Source organism: Streptomyces sp. NPDC056883 (assembly GCF_042788835.1).
GTDB lineage: Bacteria > Actinomycetota > Actinomycetes > Streptomycetales > Streptomycetaceae > Streptomyces > Streptomyces stoeckheimensis.
Window position 1 is genome coordinate 270,220 of sequence record NZ_JBHUBS010000011.1, and the last position, 16,399, is coordinate 286,618.

A 16,399-nucleotide genomic window follows, 5' to 3' on the forward strand; every position below is an offset into this window, starting at 1 on the left:
CGACACCTTCGTCACTTGAGGAGCTCGTCGATCTTGGAGGCCGTGAAATCGGCGTGCAGCTGTTGCTCTTCCTTGCCGTGCGAGGAGAGGGAGTAGTTCAGGCCGTTGGAGATGTTCGCGCAGGCGGCGACCAGGGTCTTGAGCTGGCTCTCCCAGCGGGTGTTGACCCTGAGCAGGGCCGCGCCGCTCGCGAAGCCCTCGCGCGTGAGCGCGCCGGCCGCCTCGGCGGTGGAGGCGGCGGCGTGCTTGCCGTCGGTGGAAAGCCGACTGTGGAGCGTGTAGGCCTCGGAGCCGACCTCGCCGATGTGGTCCTGGTTCAGCTCCAGATCGGCGCTGCCGCCGCCGGGGCCGGGCGCGGCCGGCACGCTGTTGAGCCGTGTGGAGACGCTGGCGGCGGCGCTCCGGGCCGTGGACCATTCCTCGTCGAACGACATGGCGCGGCCTTCCCTTCCGACTCTGACGGTCGCGGTGTGCGGGTCAGCGGCTGCGACGCCGGACGACCACGGCGGTGACGGCTCCACCGATGAGCAGGGCAGCACCGAGGCCGAGTGCGAGCCCGACGTAGGGGAGATTGCTGCCACCGACGCCGTCGTCCTTCTTCGCGTCGGCCTGAGGAGCGGGGTCGGCAGCCCCAGGGCTGGACGAGGAGGGGGCCGAGGGAGCCTTCGTCCCTGCCCCTCCGCCGGCTGCGGCGAGGTCGGGGAGCGGGTAGACGTCCGCGGGGCCGGGGTCGCCGGGGGTTGCCACCGCGATGCGCGGGCGAACGATGCCGTACCCGACGAAGTCACTGCGCGCGGCGCCGTCGGTGGGCTTGCCGGCGGTGTTCATGAGAACCCGGAGCACCTGGTTGTTGGTCCAGTCGGGGTGCGCGGACCAGATCAACGCCGCCGAGGCAGAGACGAGGGCGGTGGCGTCACTCGTGCCGTGGCTGGTGCACAGCCCGGTCTTACCAGCACAGCCTGTAACGATGTCCATCCCGGGTGCGGACAGATCCACTTGAGAACCGTGCTGTGACTCTGCAGTCACCTTGCCCTGACGGTCGACCGCTCCGACACCAACCACTCCAGGTGTAGCCGCCGGGTACATGACCTGGTTGGCCGCATCGCCACCATTTCCTACGCCAGCGAAGATCAACTTTCCTTTGGACAAGGCGTACTTCACTGCATCAAGCCGTGCCGGATCTTCAACTGATGTAGCCATCGAAATATTGATGACCTTCGCATCCGAATCTGCGGCGTATCTAATTGCCTCGGTCCAAAGAGGATCGGACGCGCTCACACCCTGGGGCACACGGATTGGAAGAATCTTGGCTCCCGGAGCCAGGCCGAAGGCTCCATCACCGCTGGGGTGTTGACCAGTGCCAGCGATGAGTGCCGCCATCGTCGTTCCATGGCGGTCTGAGTCAGTCCGCTCGTCTCCGTCATACGTGGTGGCGTAGTCCTTTCCAGGGAGAACCTGCCCTTCCAACTCTGAAAGCCGACCCACACCAGTATCGATGAGAGCAACCGTGACACCCTTGCCCGTGCTGGCCTTCCAGATGTCTTCGGCCTTCATAGACGTGAGGTGCCATTGCTGGGACCGGATGGTGTCGGCATGAGCTGGGGTCGCAGCAACCCCAGCCAATAGAAGACCGGCCAAGGCCGCAGTCGCCTTACGCATACGCATCCCGTGCAACGTCCGCTCCACTCAGTCGATCACCGGCGGAACGACACGATCATCGCCCTGCCACGTCTCTTCATCCTCGGCAAGGTAGTCAGGACGCTCGCCCTGACGACCCTCACCCCGTCGGCCCGGCGCATGCGCACCAGCACCGCCGTGGCCCATAGGACTGCCTGCCGGACCAGCTCCCGATCCACCTCGAACCAGTCCGGAACCGCCCTGGGTGAAAGGCTGTCCACCAGCGATGGAGCGACCACCCGACTGCCCCCCGCCGAAGAGGCCACCCGGTTCGGTGGCAAGACGTCGGCCGGCCATGGGGTTACCGAGACCGCCGTGCACTCCCCCACCGCCCATACCCATTCCGCCGCCCATGCCGCGACCGCCAGCCTGGGCGCCCTCAGCACCGATGACCGTGCCACGGGGGATGCTCGTGCCCGGTCCGCCCGGCGTGACCGGACGACCGCCCGAGATCCCGCTATCGCGCGGGGGCAGACCGGCAACACCGCCTAGTCCGGCCCCCTTCCCGCCAACCCCGCCGGGTCCAGGAATGGTGCCGCCGGGACCGAAGCCACCAGGGCCGACACCGCCGATCGGCTTCTGCACTCCAACACCCGGCGGCAGCGTCAAAGGCGGGACGAACCCGCCCGGCGTGACAGGACCGCCCCCGCCCGGCCCGACCGGACCCGGGCTTCCGGGTACTCCCGGGGCCGGGGGGAGGGCTGTACTCGGCGCAGGTCCCACCGTGTCGAGACCAGTGCCAACGTTGCGGTCCGGCGGCACAGGAGCGGGGCCGGGCGTCCCAATCGGCACGGTGGGCTCGTTTCCACCCGGCCCAGCTGTAGAACCGTAGTCGCGCGACGAACCGCTTGGACTCGAAGCCACGGGCGGCGCATACGACGACCCGCCCCCGCCAGGGGCGCCTGCCGCACCATCTCCAGAGCGGGCTCGGTCCATGTCTGTGGAGACGTCCTTGGGAACAAACGTCGCCGGAGGCGGTGGAAACGTCGGAACCTCCGCCATCTCCATCCCAGTAGCCGAAGCCTCATACCCCTGCGCCAGCTTCGTCATCTGCTGGATCGCCAGCTGCCGGTCGCCGCTCAGCTTCGAGTGGGCCTGCTGGCCGATCTGCTGCGCGTCCGGGTCGTTGCGGTACTCGCGGGATGCTTCGAGGTTGGCGGCTGCGGCCGCGTCGTAGGTCGGCATGTTGGCCTTGACCTCGATGACGACCTGGCTGGCCTGCGTCAGCTGCTTGCCGCCCTCGGCGCTGTACTCGCTCAGGCGCAGCGTCGCGTTGCCCGTGCGGCTGACCCAGTCCTGGAAGGCCGTCGCCGATTCGCCTTCCCAGCCGGTCACCCGGTGGTCCTTGAGGCTTTCGCCGATCTCCTTGATGGTCGCCGCGGCGTCCGTCAGCTGGGCACCGCGTGCCTTGAGGGTCTCCGCGTTCGCCGAGGCGAGCATGGCCAGCAGCTGCTGGTGCGTGTGGCTCTCGAAGTTCGTCGCCATCAGAAGCCCTCTCCCTGAGTTCCTGCCGACGAACTTCCCTGCGAAGCCGAACTGTGCGGGGGCGGAGGCGCCAACGGGTCCCGTTCCGGGACGTAGTTCGCGTCGGCCTGCTTGCTGATCGCGAGCATCCGCCGCTTCGTGTCCTCGTCGACGCCCTCGAAACCACGGCCGCTCGTCTGGATCGCGATGCTGAGCCCCTCGATCTGGTCCGCCAGCCCCTTCGACAGCGCAAGCAACTGCGCGTGCACGTTCGAGTAAGCCGTGAACAGCCGCTTGGCCTCCGCGAAGCCCTCGCCGAGGGAGGTTTCCGGGAGGGTGCCGTCCGCCAGCTTCTTGTTGCTCGCCGGGGAGCCGTCCAGCTTTTCCAGCAGGCCGTCGACCCGCTTCTTGTAGTCGGTCAGCGATTCGTATTCGACCTGGAGCGCGCCCAGAGCCGCCGGCGAGGCCACGCCCACGCCGTAATCCAGCCCGAACACGCCCGGCCCATAGTCCACTGCCACGATGGCCTCCCCGACTCCCCGTCGTCCCCGTTCGCACCCGCGTCGCGCGGCATTCGCACACGCATGTCGCCAGTGTCCACAAACACTCTATCGACAGAGGCCGACAGGCCCAAGTTCCGGGTTGCAGGTGCAATCAGGGTCACAAGGTTACGAGTTGGGCGCCGCCACTGCCGCAGATGGCCGGATAGGGAGCCTGTTGACCGGGCGGCCCGTGGCCGCGCGGACCGCCGAGGCCACCGCTGCCGGGGCCGTGACCACCGGGACCGCGCTCGCCGGCTTCGCGCCGAAGGGGGCCACCACGTCGCGTTCTTCGACGAGTTTGACGATGCGGACCGTCGGGGCGTCCAGGGAGGTGGGCAGGGCGTAGCCCGTCAGGTCGGGGTGGCGGATCAGGCCCGCGGCCGTACGGAGGTTTTCCGTCAGGGCCGCGCCCACACCCTGGATGACGCCCGCTTCGATACGGGCTTCCAGCTGGCGGGGGTTGAGGATGCGGCCCACGTCCTGGGCGACGGCGAGTTCGACGACGCGCACCGAGCCGAGCTCGATGTCCACGTCGACCACCGCGCGGATCGCGCAGAAGGCGAGGCCCACGAAGGCGTCGCCCTGGCCGTCGCCGTCCAGCGGCTCCGTGGGGTGCGGGCGGCACTGGGCCGTGGCCCAGAGTTCCTTGCCCTCCATCGCCTCCGCGACCGTCGTGGAGAAGGCGCCGTCGTACGACGTGATCCGGCCATCCGCGATCTGGAGGAGTTCGGTGGACATGCCGAGCTTGTGGGCCATCGGCTGGAGGAGCTGCGTACGGACCATCTTCGCGGCGCGTTCCACCGCGCCGCCCGAGACCCAGGTGTGGCGGCCGTGGGCGGAGGGGCCCGCCGGCGGCTGGTCGGTGTCGACGGGGGCCGTGACGACCTCGTCGACGCCCAGGGTCTCCTGGACGACCTGGCGGGCGAGCGTGGAGAAGCCCTGGCCGGTGTCGACGGCGGCACAGATGACCGTCGCCGCGCCGCCGACGATCTTGACCGTGGCCGTGGACACCTCGTCGGTGCCCTCGGCGCCGAGCATGTGGACCATGCCGACCCCGTACCCGACTCCGCGCCGTACCGCGCCCGGCTCCCCCGCGCCCTCCAGGCCGCCCGGGAGCAACCAGTCCTCCTCCGGGGTGTCCTTCGGGAGGGCGGGCAGCTCGTGGTCGCGGACCGCGCGCAGGAGTTCCGCCACGGGGGCGGGGCAGGTGACCGTCTGGCCCGTCGGGAGCAGGTCGCCGGTGGCCAGGACGTTGCGCAGGCGAAGCTCCGCGCCGTCGATGCCGAGGGCGGCCGCCAGCTTGTCCATCTGGCCCTCGTAGGCCGCGCAGACCTGCATGGCTCCCTCGCCGCGCACGTGGCCCGACGGGGGGTTGTTCGTACGGACCGCCCAGCCTTCGACGAAGGCGTGCGGGACCACGTACGGGCCGCAGGCGAAGGCCACCGCCGCGGCCAGGGACTCCGAGGAGGCGTCGGCGTAGGCGCCCGCGTCCATCAGGATCTGGGCCTCGACCTTGACCAGCCGGCCGTCCGCGTCCGCGTGGTGGCGGTAGCGCAGCAGCGTCGGGTGGCGGTGGGGGTGGCCGAGGAAGGACTCCTCGCGGGTGGCGGCCAGCTTCACCGGGCAGCCGGTGCGCAGGGCGAGCAGGCCGAGCGGGAGCTGGAACGCGGCGTCCTCGCGGTCGGCCGTCGCGCCCGGGACCCCGGTGACCACGACCCGTACGCGGTCCGGTTCCAGCCCGAAGCAGGCGGCGGCCAGGTCGCGGTCGGTGTGCGGGTCGGTGGAGGCGGTGTAGATCTCCACGCCTCCGTCGGGGCGCGGCACGGCCAGCCCGGCCTCGGCGCCGATGGGGGCGGGGTCCTGGCGGCCGATGCGGTAGAGGCCCTCGACGACGACGTCGCCGGTGGCTTCGGGGTCGCCGTAGCGCAGCGGGATGTGCCGGATCAGGTTGCCGTCGGGGTGCAGGTCGGGGGCGCCGAAGGCCTGTTCGGGGTCGGTGACCGGGTCGAGGAGCTCGTACTCGACGGCGATCGCGGCGGCCGCGAGGCGTGCGGTGTCCGGGTGGTCGGCGGCGACGGCGGCGATGGGCTCGCCGTGGTGGCGGACCACGTCGTGCGCGAAGACGGGCCGGTCGGCGATGCGGCGGCCGTGCGTGGTGGCGCCGGGGACGTCGGCGTGCGTGACGACGGCCCGCACGCCGGGCATTTCGGTGGCGGCGGAGGTGTCGATGGACAGGATGCGGGCGTGGGCGTGCGGGGAGCGCAGCACGGCGGCCCAGAGGAGGCCCTCGGCCCACAGATCGGCGGCGTAGGGGAAGGTGCCCTCGGTCTTGGCGCGGGTGTCGGCCGCCGGGACGGACGCGCCGATGCCGCGCGGGACCGCCGACTCCGACGGCTCCGCGCCCTCGGAGACCGGTGAGGCGACCGTTACCGGGACCGTCGCCGCGTCGTGGGCGCTCACGCCGTGCCTCCCTCGTGGTTGCCCTGGTGCCCCTGGTTGCCCTGGTTGCCCTGGTCGCCCTGGTCGCCCTGGATCCCTTGGTTCCCCTGCATCCCGTGGTTCCCCTGGTTCCCCTGATTGCCCTGCATCCCGTGGACGCCGCCCTCGCCCGGCGGGGCCTGGTGCGGGATCCGGGCCTCGGCCGAGGCCGCGGCGGCCGCTTCCGCCGCCGAACCGCGCTCGGCCACGACCTCGCGCACCGCCTCGATGACGCCCGAGTACCCGGAGCAGCGGCAGAGGTTGCCGCACAGCGCCTGGCGGGTCTCCAGCTCGCTGGGGGCGTGGTTGCCTTCCAGCAGATCGTGGATGGTCATGGCCATGCCCGGCACGCAGAATCCGCACTGCACCGCACCCGACCTGCACAACGCCTCTTGCACGTCCGACAGTTCCCCGTCGGTCGCGAGACCTTCCACGGTGCGGACCTCGCTGCCCGCCGCGGTGGCCGCCGGGACGAGGCAGGAGGCGACGAGCCGGCCGTCGACCTGCACGGCGCAGGCGCCGCATTCGCCCTGCGAGCAGCCGTCCTTGGCGCCGGCGAGGCCGAGGCGCTCGCGCAGCACGTAGAGGAGGGATTCGCCGATCCACGCGCCGGTGACGGGGCGGTCGGCCCCGTTGACGCGCAGGACGTAGGAGGCCGACGGGTGCTCGTGGTGGTCGACGGCCGCGGCGTCCGCTCCGTCGGCGATCTCTTCCTCGTACGTCGCCCCCTCGCCCGGGACCCCTTCGGCCGTCCCCGCCGGAGCCGTCTCGACAGCCGGGTCGGCGTCGTCCGTACCCGGAGCGGGCGCGGCCCCCGCTCCGCCGGCGGCCGGCACGGCTCCGCCGTCACCCTGCTCCGCCTCCACGGCCCCGGCTCCGGCCCCGGCCCACTCCTCGTGCGCGCCCTGGTCCCCGGCTTCGCCCGCGCCCTGGTCCCCGGCAGCCCCGGCTTCGACATCACCCCGGGCTTCGCCCTCGGTCCCCGGATGCTGCCGCTCCCCCGAGTCCGGGACCTGCGCCGGGCCGTGGGCGGCTTCGATGTCGTGCGGGGCCGGGTAACCCGGCTCCCCGTCCAGCGGGGTGCCGACCCCCGGGCCGCCCAGCACGCGCGGCCCGCGTCCCGGGGTCGAGCCGAAGGATCCGACGGCCGGTGCGGACACCCCGGGGAACGCCCCGGGGAACACCCCGGAGCCCAGCGGGTCGGAAACCGGCGCGGCGAAGCCCTGCCCGTCGGAACCCGCACCGTCGGAACCCGGCTGCTGCGCCACGTACCCGCGCGCACCCTCGAAGTCCGGATGGGTCGCCCACGGGGCCGCGGCCCCGCCGGGCAGCGTCGCGGGGGCCTGGCTCCAGTCGGCCGCGGCCGCGAGCTGCCCGAAGCTGCCCGTGTCGCCGGCGCCTCCCGGGGTCCACACGTCGCTCGCCGCCGCCTCGGGGAACCGCCACTCGGCGGTCGTCCCCGACTCGTGCGCGGCGTCCCGGTCCCCCGCGAAAGGCTCCGCGAAGGGCTCTGCGAAGGACTCCGCGAAAGGCTCGGCGAGGGATTCGCCGAAAGACTCCGCGACGGGCTCGGCCACCGGCTCCGCCGCCGGTTCCGCGAACGCCGCGGCCACCGAAGCCGGAATGGGCACCGACGCCGGGATCGGCGCCCGCGCCGCGGCCCCCGAAGCCCCCGCACCGGCGTCCGCCGGAGCCGACGCGCCCGCCTCCGGCCACTGCACCGGGATCGTCCACGTGCCCGTGGCCGCAGGATCCGTACTCCCCGTACCGAGCGGCACGATCATCGGGGGCGGCACGTAGCCGTGCCCGGGGGCCGCGAGGGGCTCCCCGGTGCCGAGCGCGTCCAGCATGTCCTGCGGCAGTTTCACGAAGGCGGTCGCGTCGGAGTCGTACTCGCCGCCGTGCGGCACCGGCTCCCAGCCCCAGTTGGGCCCCGCGGACCCGGTCGGACCCGCGGTACCCGTGTTCTCGTTCTCACTCATGAGCTCAGTGCCCTCCCCAGGGCCCTCCGTGCCAGCACGGCCACCGTCCGCCGCAAATGCAGTACTGCGGGAGCCACCGGCTCCCCCTGGTCGGGCACGCAGGCCGCCGCGACGTACTCGCCGAAGGCTTCGAGCGCCTCGGGGGCCAGACTGCGGTCCCCGTCCCAGTCGATCAACGAAGCAACCCACTGCTCGGCTTCCAGCGGCCGCAGCGGCATCGGGGCGACCGCGCCGATCGCGCAGCGCACACCCCGGCGCGCGGGGTCCAGTACGAGCCCCACGGACGCCGTCGCGCGCCCCGGTCCCGTACGGCCCGTGGCCTTGAGGAACACCTGCGGCGCGTGCAGCAAGGGCACGCGCACGAAGCCGATCAGTTCTCCGGGGCGGAGCATCTCCCGGCCGGCGAGCAGGTGCGAGACCGGGATCTCGCGCCGCGATCCGCCGGGCCCCACGATGACGAGCACGGCCTCCAGCGCGGCCAGCACGGGGAGCGCGTCACCCGTCGGCGCGGCCGTGGCGATGTTGCCGCCGAGCGTGCCGGCGTTGCGGATCTGCGGCGGGCCCGCGGCGCGCGCGGCGGCGGCCAGGGCCGGGATCAGGGCGGCGAAGTCCGGCCGGCCCATGCGCGCGTGCGTGAGGCCGGCGCCGAGGAGCGCGTGGCCGTCCTGGTACTGCCAGCCGCGGATCTCGTTGATCCGGCCGAGGCCCACGAGGGCGGCGGGGCGCAGGAGTCCCGCGTTGACGGCGGCCATGAGGTCGGTGCCGCCCGCCACGGGGACGGCGGCGGGCATGGCCGCGAGCGCCGCCACGGCCTCGTCGAGCGAGGCCGGCAGCGTCACGGACTGCGCCGCGTTCCCCGCCCGCGGGTCGCTGCGGGGCCCCTGGGACGAGTCCCGTGCCTGCGGTGCGTGCGGTGCGTGCGTGGTCAACCCAGCTGCCCCTTCCCGATGTCCCGGTCCCGGCGCTCACGCCTGTCCGCCGTACGGTACGTGCTCACCGCCGGGACGTGGCAACTCTGGCACATCTTCCGGAGCACCGGACGCGAGGGTCCACCGCCCGCGCACCACCGGCGCACCACCCCCGCAAGAGCCCACGTACGGCCCCCCCGCACGGGCCCCGCACCTCCCGCGCGATCCCGCCGTGATCCGGCCGCGATCGGGCCGTGACCGGGTCTCGCTCCGGCCTCGATCCGGCTTCGATCCCGCGCCGGCGGCGCCGCGTTCCCGTCCCGGCGGCGCCGCTCGGCCCCCCCTCCGCGCAGGGAGGTCGGGCCGGTCCCCCGGGAGGCTCGCCCTCATCCCTCGGGGAGACTCGCCCTCGTCCCCCGGGGGGCTCGCGCTCACCCCGCAGGGGGCTCGTCACACGTTCGGGGGCGCTCCCTCGATCGGGCGGCCGAGCACCCCGGGCCTGCGCTGCCACGGCAACGGGCCGCCGGGCGGCCGGTAGTCGACCCCGAGGGCGTCCAGGCGGCGGTAGTGCGCCGTCATCCGCGCCTCGAAGTCCGCGTGGTCCCGCTCCTCGGGCAGCGGCAGCCGGGACCACACCACCTCGGCGAAGGCCGCGAGGCGCGGGAACACCTGGTAGTCGACGCGGCTCTGGTCCTCCATCACCTCGGTCCACACGTTGGCCTGCGCGCCCAGCACGTGGGCGGCGGCCTCTTCGGACAACTTCGGCGGTACCGGCTCGAACCGGTACACGTCCTCCAATGTCCGGACGTACCCGATGGGCATCGGCTCGTCCGCGCCGTCCGCCTGACGGTGGTCCAGGTACACCTGCTGCTCGGGGCACATCACCACGTCGTGGCCGGCCTCGGCGGCGGCGATGCCGCCCGCGTAGCCGCGCCAGGAGGACACGGCCGCTCCGGGGGCCAGTCCGCCCTCCAGGATCTCGTCCCACCCGATGAGCCGGCGGCCGCGCTCCGCGAGCCAGCCGTCGAAGTGCCGGATGAACCAGGACTGCAGACCGTCCTCGCCGTCGACCCCCAGCTCCGCGATCCGCGCCTGCGCGACCCCGGAGGCCTTCCACTGCGTCTTGGGGCACTCGTCCCCGCCCACGTGCACGAAGGGCGAGACCTCCGCCGGGAACACCTCCAGCAGCTCTTCGAAGACCCCCTCGTAGAAGCGCAGGACCGCCTCGGTGGGCGCGAGCACGTTCTCGTTGATGCCCCAGTCGTCCCACACCTCCAGCGCCGCCGTGTCGACCACGTCCGTGTTCCCCAGCTCCGGGTACGCGGCGATCGCGGCCTGGGAGTGCCCCGGCACGTCGATCTCCGGCACCACCCGCACGTGCCGTTCCGCCGCGTACGCGACGATCTCGCGCAGGTCGTCCTGGGTGTAGAAGCCGCCGTGCGGGGTCTCGTTCCACAGCGGGGAGGCCCGGTGACCCCACCGACTGCGGGACCGCCACGCGCCGACCTCGGTGAGCCGCGGGTAGCGCTTGATCTCGACCCGCCAGCCCTGGTCGTCCGTCAGGTGCAGGTGCAGCACGTTGAGCTTGTGGGCGGCGAGCAGGTCGATGTACCGCAGCACCGCGTCCTTGGGCAGGAAGTGCCGGGCCACGTCGAGCATCAGCCCGCGCCAGCCGAAGCGGGGGCCGTCGGCGACGTCCCCGGCCGGCAGCCGCCACACCGCGCCGGGCAGCGGCGCCCGCCGGTACGCGTCGGCCCCGAGCAGCTGACGCAGCGTCTGGGCGGCGTAGAAGAGGCCCGCCTCGTCGGCGCCCTCCAGGAGGACCGTGCCGGGCTCGGCGTGGAGTTCGTACGACTCCGCCCCGGCCTGCCGCGCGAGGCCGGGGCGCAGGGCGAGCCGGATCACCGGGCGTCCGGCGGGGCTCTCCCCTCGGGCCGGGGCCGGCAGCGCCCAGCCGGTGGCGGCGCCGAGTTCGCGGCGCAGCCAGCGGGCCGCGCCCTCGGTGCCGGGTCCGGCATCGAGGAGCGGGTCGGCGAGCTCGAACGTGCCGCCGTCGGCCGGGAATCGCGCGGACCGGGGCTGCGGGATCAACTCGGGCATGGCCTCGACTCCTCCACCGTTGCACCTGGTGCAACGTACGTTTCACAGGGCGCTGATGCGGCGACCCTAACCCGCCCCCGGGGCACGGCAAAGGCCCCCGGGCGCACAGGTGCGCACCGGGGGCCTTCGTCCTGCTTCAGGAGGGCCGGAGGACTACTTCCCGTCCTTGCCGCCCTTGTCCTTGTCCCCGCCGGGGCCCATGGACTCGTAGATCTCCTTGCACATGGGGCAGACCGGGTACTTCTTCGGGTCCCGGCCCGGAACCCAGACCTTGCCGCAGAGCGCGACGACGGGGGTGCCCCCGAGCGCGCTCTCCATGATCTTGTCCTTCTGGACGTAGTGGGCGAAGCGCTCGTGGTCGCCGTCGCCGTGGGACACCTGCGGCGTCGGCTCTACGAGGGTCCCCGTACCAGTCCCGCGATCGGGCTCAAGAGTGCTCATGACTGCCAGGGTACCGAGTCCCTCGCGCGCGAGGGATCCGCACCGGCCGCACCGGCCGCCCCGGCCCCGGGCTCAGTTCAGCGACGGGTCGTCCGCGTACGTGGCCACCATGGCCAGCTCGCTGCGCTGGCGCCGCAGCACGGCGCGCCACAGCCGCTGCGGATCCGGGAAGGAGACGTCGCCCGGCTCGGAGTCGACGACGTACCAGGCGCCCACGCCCAGTTCCTCCTCCAGCTGCCCCGGTCCCCAGCCGGAGTACCCGGCGAAGATGCGCAGGCCCCCCAGGGCCGCCGCGAGGAGTTCGGGCGGGGCCTCCAGGTCCACCAGACCGATCGCCCCGTGCACCCGGCGCCAGCCGAGCGGCCCCTCCTCGCCCGGGATGACGGCCAGCCCCAGTGCGGAGTCCAGCGCCACCGGGCCGCCCTGGAAGACAACTCCGGGATCCTTGGCCAGCGGAGCCCAGGGCAGCAGGACGTCACCGACGCCCACCGGGGTGGGCCGGTTGAGGACCACGCCGAGCGAGCCCTGCTCGTCGTGGTCGAGCAGCAGCACCACCGCGCGGTCGAAATTCGGGTCCGCGAGGGCGGGGGTGGCCACGAGCAGCCGCCCTGTGAGGGAGGACACCTCGGTCATGGCGCCATGATCTCGCACATTCGCCCGTGAGGGGGAGTGGGCGGCACATCCGGACCGTACGCAGCTCAGGGCGCACCGCGGCAGTACGGGGCGCGCACGGCCCCTCGGCCGGACCGCACGCGGAAGGAGACGCTCCGCCACCTGGCGGGCACCCAGGGTGTTGTGCCGAATTCATGACAGTCCTACGGCCCCGTCAGCCTTACGAACAGGGGGGTCATGCCCCTTACCCTTTTCACTGGCCCCCTGCCCACCCCTCTCCGGAACGCGAGATTCATGACCGGCATCAGTGACGATGTACTGCTTGTCCACGGCGGAACTCCGCTCGAGGGCGAGATCCGTGTCCGCGGCGCGAAGAACCTCGTACCCAAGGCGATGGTCGCGGCCCTGCTGGGCAGTGAGCCCAGTCGGCTGCGCAACGTTCCGGACATCCGGGACGTCCGGGTCGTGCGCGGGCTGCTCCAGCTGCACGGGGTGACCGTCCGCCCCGGTGACGAACCGGGCGAGCTGGTGCTCGACCCCTCGCACGTCGAGAGCGCGAACGTCGCCGACATCGACGCGCACGCGGGCTCCTCGCGCATCCCGATCCTGTTCTGCGGTCCGCTGCTGCACCGCCTCGGCCACGCCTTCATCCCCGGCCTCGGCGGCTGCGACATCGGCGGCCGGCCGATCGACTTCCACTTCGAGGTGCTCCGCCAGTTCGGCGCGACCATCGAGAAGCGCGAGGGCGGCCAGTACCTGGAGGCCCCCCAGCGCCTCCGCGGCTGCAAGATCCGCCTGCCCTACCCGTCGGTCGGCTCGACCGAGCAGGTGCTGCTGACGGCCGTCCTGGCCGAGGGCGTCACCGAGCTCAGCAACGCCGCCGTCGAACCGGAGATCGAAGACCTCATCTGCGTCCTGCAGAAGATGGGCGCCATCATCTCCATGGACACCGACCGGACCATCCGGATCACCGGTGTCGACCGCCTCGGCGGCTACAACCACAAGGCGCTCCCGGACCGGCTGGAGGCCGCCTCCTGGGCGTCCGCGGCGCTGGCCACCGGCGGCAACATCTACGTGCGCGGCGCGCAGCAGCGTTCGATGATGACCTTCCTGAACACCTTCCGCCGGGTCGGCGGGGCGTTCGAGATCGACGACGACGGCATCCGCTTCTGGCACCCGGGCGGCCCGCTCAACGCCATCGCACTGGAGACCGACGTCCACCCGGGCTTCCAGACCGACTGGCAGCAGCCGCTGGTCGTGGCGCTGACCCAGGCCACCGGCCTCTCGATCGTCCACGAGACGGTCTACGAGTCCCGCCTGGGCTTCACCTCCGCGCTCAACCAGATGGGTGCGCACATCCAGCTCTACCGGGAGTGCCTGGGCGGCAGCGCCTGCCGCTTCGGCCAGCGCAACTTCCTGCACTCGGCCGTCGTCTCGGGGCCCACCAAGCTCCAGGGCGCCGACCTGGTCATCCCCGACCTGCGCGGCGGGTTCTCGTACCTGATCGCGGCGCTCGCCGCCGAAGGCACCTCGCGGGTGCACGGCATCGAGCTGATCAACCGGGGCTACGAGAACTTCATGGAGAAGCTCGTGGAGCTGGGCGCCAAGGTCGAGCTCCCGGGCGGGGATCTCGTCTAGATCCACACAGACCGGCTCAGAACGCCCCCACAGGCCCCGTACAGGGCCTGTGGGGGCGTTCTGGCTCCCGGGGGCCACTCGCGGCCCCGGGAGCGCCGAGAGGCGGCCACCCGGTGCCGGGTGGCCGCCTCTCGCGTACTACGTACTACTGCCGTCCCGGGGGCCTGTACGGCCCTCGGCACAAGGGCGGACTACTTGCCCTTGGCGGCTTCCTTGAGCTTGGAGCCCGCGGAGACCTTCACGCTGTAGCCGGCCGGGATCTGGATGGGGTCGCCGGTCTGCGGGTTGCGCGCGGTGCGAGCGGCACGGTGGGTGCGCTCGAAGGTCAGGAAGCCGGGGATGGTGACCTTCTCGTCGCCCTTGGCGACAATCTCGCCGACGGTCTCGGCGAGCGCGGCCAGAACGGCGTCGGCGTCCTTGCGGGTCACCTCGGCGCGCTCGGACAGAGCGGCCACCAGCTCACTGCGGTTCATGTTGTACTCCCGTGTTCAACGTGCCTTAGAGGCGTGAGATCGAAGCCGATGCTGCCAGGGCCCTAGGACAGTCCCCGGACCCGGGTCTGACGTCAGACCCTCTCGCCCGGTTACGCATCCTGCCCCCACCACCGGCGGGAAAGCCAATCCGGCACCCGCCGGGGTCACACGAAAAGCGCCACAGTCACGCCGCGGTGACGCTCCGTCCGCACCGGAAGGCGTCCGGAGGGTCTCCGGATGACGTCCGTCGGACGCGGACCGCGGGCCACGCGGGCATCCCCGCAACCCTATGGGCGGCCCGGGGGGCCCGCATCCCGCGACGCGCCGGGGATCAGGCGGAGGTGGGCGCCGCCACAGCCGTGGAGGCGGCCTTGCGGACGGCTCCGGCGACCGCGCCGGCGACCTTGTCGTTGAAGACCGACGGGATGATGTAGTTCGCGTTCAGCTCGTCCTCGCCGACCACGTCGGCCAGGGCGCTCGCGGCGGCCAGCATCATGTCGGTGTTCACGGTGCGGGACTGGGCGTCCAGCAGGCCGCGGAAGACGCCCGGGAAGACCAGCACGTTGTTGATCTGGTTCGGGAAGTCCGAGCGGCCGGTGGCCACGACGGCGGCGGTCTGGCGGGCGACCGCCGGGTCCACCTCGGGGTCCGGGTTCGCGAGCGCGAACACGATCGCGCCTTCCGCCATGGCGGCCACGTCCTCGCCGGACAGGACGTTGGGGGCCGAGACGCCGATGAAGACGTCGGCGCCGACCACGGCCTCCTTCAGGGTGCCCGTGTAGCCCTCGGGGTTGGTGTTGTCCGCGATCCAGCGCAGCGGGGAGTCCGCGGCCGCGTCGACGAGGTCGGGGCGGTCCGCGTGCACGACGCCGTGGATGTCGGCGCTGACGGCGTTCTTCACGCCCGCGGCGAGGAGCAGCTTGAGGATGGCGGTTCCGGCCGCGCCGGCGCCCGACATGACCACCTTGACGTCGCCAACGGCCTTGCCCACCACGCGCAGTGCGTTGGTGAGGGCGGCGAGGACCACGATGGCGGTGCCGTGCTGGTCGTCGTGGAAGACGGGGATGTCGAGGGCCTCCCGCAGCCGGGCTTCGATCTCGAAGCAGCGCGGCGCGGAGATGTCCTCGAGGTTGATGCCCGCGAAGCCCGGGGCGATGGCCTTGACGGCGGCCACGATCTCGTCGGAATCCTGGGTGTCCAGGCAGATCGGCCAGGCGTCGATGTCGGCGAAGCGCTTGAAGAGGGCCGCCTTGCCCTCCATGACCGGCATGGCGGCCATCGGGCCGATGTTGCCCAGACCCAGCACGGCGGAGCCGTCCGTCACGACTGCGACGGTGTTGCGCTTGATGGTCAGACGGCGGGCGTCCTCGGGGTTCTCGGCGATCGCCATGCACACGCGGGCCACGCCCGGGGTGTAGATCATCGAGAGGTCGTCACGGTTGCGGATGGGGTGCTTGGACGACATCTCGATCTTGCCGCCGAGGTGCATCAGGAAGGTGCGGTCGGAGACCTTGCCGAGGCTGACGCCCTCGATCCCGCGGAGCTTCTCGACGATCTCGTCGGCGTGCGCGGTGGACGTCGCCGCGATGGTGACGTCGATGCGGAGCTTCTCGTGACCGGATGCGGTCACGTCGAGGCCGGTGACCGAGCCACCGGAGGACTCCACGGCGGTGGTGAGCTGGGAGACCGCGGTTCCGCTCGCGGGCACTTCCAGGCGGACCGTCATCGAGTACGAGACGCTGGGCGCCGTTGCCATGGCCGTGTTCCTCTTCTGTCCCTGGTTCTTTTTTACACAGGGCCCGGCTCTGCTCCGGCCGAAACGTGGCAGGTGCGGCAGGACCTGTTGTCCGATCGTCCCACCTACCAGCCGGTACAAGGTAACCAGCTACAAATTTCGGAAGAACTCTTCCACCATACGAGATAAGTAGCGCCTGGGGAATGGGTGGCCCATACAAAAAAGGTCCGCGCCCCCCACTGAGTGGAGGGCGCGGACCTGGTGCTTCCTACGTCTATGACACCGACCCGCCATGCTCGCCTCGCGGCAAGTGGTCGCTCTAGGCGACTAAGGTTGGGCCCGGGGGCTT

General features: G+C 72.1%; 13 protein-coding genes. 1 reads left to right on the forward strand and 12 read right to left on the reverse strand.

All coding sequences use genetic code 11. The annotated features are described in order from the left end of the window. Positions 1-11: 11 nt before the first annotated feature. From ACFRU2_RS26210 to ACFRU2_RS26255, 10 genes are all read right to left on the reverse strand, one after another. Complete coding sequence (locus ACFRU2_RS26210) at positions 12-434, reverse strand: hypothetical protein (RefSeq protein WP_382976301.1); 423 nt, start codon at positions 432-434, stop codon at positions 12-14. Positions 435-477: 43 nt separating this feature from the next. Then, positions 478-1,665 carry a type VII secretion-associated serine protease mycosin gene (mycP, locus tag ACFRU2_RS26215; protein ID WP_382976304.1) on the reverse strand — a complete coding sequence of 396 codons (1,188 nt, stop codon included), beginning with the start codon at positions 1,663-1,665 and terminating at the stop codon, positions 478-480. Between the two features lie 21 nt (positions 1,666-1,686). Further along, a complete protein-coding gene (locus ACFRU2_RS26220; RefSeq protein ID WP_382976306.1) occupies positions 1,687-3,162 on the reverse strand; it encodes a WXG100 family type VII secretion target in 1,476 nt (491 codons plus the stop codon). Further along, positions 3,162-3,662, reverse strand: coding sequence for a hypothetical protein (locus ACFRU2_RS26225; RefSeq protein WP_382976308.1), 501 nt, complete (start codon positions 3,660-3,662; stop codon positions 3,162-3,164). The genes ACFRU2_RS26220 and ACFRU2_RS26225 overlap by 1 nt, the downstream gene beginning before the upstream one ends. 147 nt (positions 3,663-3,809) lie before the next feature. After that, positions 3,810-6,050, reverse strand: coding sequence for a xanthine dehydrogenase family protein molybdopterin-binding subunit (locus ACFRU2_RS26230; protein ID WP_382976371.1), 2,241 nt, complete (start codon positions 6,048-6,050; stop codon positions 3,810-3,812). A gap of 89 nt (positions 6,051-6,139) precedes the next feature. After that, a complete protein-coding gene (locus ACFRU2_RS26235) occupies positions 6,140-8,143 on the reverse strand; it encodes a 2Fe-2S iron-sulfur cluster-binding protein (RefSeq protein WP_382976310.1) in 2,004 nt (667 codons plus the stop codon). Next, entirely contained in the window at positions 8,140-9,072 is a 933-nt protein-coding gene (locus tag ACFRU2_RS26240; protein ID WP_382976312.1) for an FAD binding domain-containing protein, read from the reverse strand. The genes ACFRU2_RS26235 and ACFRU2_RS26240 overlap by 4 nt, the downstream gene beginning before the upstream one ends. Positions 9,073-9,501: 429 nt before the next feature. Further along, complete coding sequence (locus tag ACFRU2_RS26245; RefSeq protein ID WP_382976315.1) at positions 9,502-11,151, reverse strand: beta-N-acetylhexosaminidase; 1,650 nt, start codon at positions 11,149-11,151, stop codon at positions 9,502-9,504. A 153-nt stretch (positions 11,152-11,304) separates the two neighbouring features. Then, positions 11,305-11,592 carry a DUF3039 domain-containing protein gene (locus ACFRU2_RS26250; protein WP_243337322.1) on the reverse strand — a complete coding sequence of 96 codons (288 nt, stop codon included), beginning with the start codon at positions 11,590-11,592 and terminating at the stop codon, positions 11,305-11,307. A 72-nt stretch (positions 11,593-11,664) separates the two neighbouring features. Further along, complete coding sequence (locus ACFRU2_RS26255; protein WP_250741088.1) at positions 11,665-12,225, reverse strand: YqgE/AlgH family protein; 561 nt, start codon at positions 12,223-12,225, stop codon at positions 11,665-11,667. A 273-nt stretch (positions 12,226-12,498) separates the two neighbouring features. Between ACFRU2_RS26255 and murA the strand changes: the two genes are divergently transcribed. Next, positions 12,499-13,842, forward strand: a complete 1,344-nt coding sequence (murA, locus tag ACFRU2_RS26260) for a UDP-N-acetylglucosamine 1-carboxyvinyltransferase (RefSeq protein ID WP_382976317.1) — start codon at positions 12,499-12,501, stop codon at positions 13,840-13,842. Between the two features lie 191 nt (positions 13,843-14,033). Here murA and ACFRU2_RS26265 read toward each other — a convergent pair whose 3' ends face one another. After that, entirely contained in the window at positions 14,034-14,315 is a 282-nt protein-coding gene (locus ACFRU2_RS26265) for an HU family DNA-binding protein (RefSeq protein ID WP_007264399.1), read from the reverse strand. A 331-nt stretch (positions 14,316-14,646) separates the two neighbouring features. Further along, positions 14,647-16,071: an NAD-dependent malic enzyme gene (locus ACFRU2_RS26270; RefSeq protein ID WP_382976319.1), complete on the reverse strand. Its 1,425-nt coding sequence runs from the start codon at positions 16,069-16,071 to the stop codon at positions 14,647-14,649. Between the last annotated feature and the right edge of the window lie 328 nt (positions 16,072-16,399).

Coding starts and splice junctions, on each gene's coding strand:
- ACFRU2_RS26210 (WP_382976301.1), bottom strand. CDS start 434: ATGTCGTTCGACGAGGAATGGTCCACGGCCCGGAGCGCCGCCGCCAGC.
- mycP (WP_382976304.1), bottom strand. CDS start 1,665: ATGCGTATGCGTAAGGCGACTGCGGCCTTGGCCGGTCTTCTATTGGCT.
- ACFRU2_RS26220 (WP_382976306.1), bottom strand. CDS start 3,162: ATGGCGACGAACTTCGAGAGCCACACGCACCAGCAGCTGCTGGCCATG.
- ACFRU2_RS26235 (WP_382976310.1), bottom strand. CDS start 8,143: ATGAGTGAGAACGAGAACACGGGTACCGCGGGTCCGACCGGGTCCGCG.
- ACFRU2_RS26245 (WP_382976315.1), bottom strand. CDS start 11,151: ATGCCCGAGTTGATCCCGCAGCCCCGGTCCGCGCGATTCCCGGCCGAC.
- ACFRU2_RS26250 (WP_243337322.1), bottom strand. CDS start 11,592: ATGAGCACTCTTGAGCCCGATCGCGGGACTGGTACGGGGACCCTCGTA.
- ACFRU2_RS26255 (WP_250741088.1), bottom strand. CDS start 12,225: ATGACCGAGGTGTCCTCCCTCACAGGGCGGCTGCTCGTGGCCACCCCC.
- murA (WP_382976317.1), top strand. CDS start 12,499: ATGACCGGCATCAGTGACGATGTACTGCTTGTCCACGGCGGAACTCCG.
- ACFRU2_RS26265 (WP_007264399.1), bottom strand. CDS start 14,315: ATGAACCGCAGTGAGCTGGTGGCCGCTCTGTCCGAGCGCGCCGAGGTG.
- ACFRU2_RS26270 (WP_382976319.1), bottom strand. CDS start 16,071: ATGGCAACGGCGCCCAGCGTCTCGTACTCGATGACGGTCCGCCTGGAA.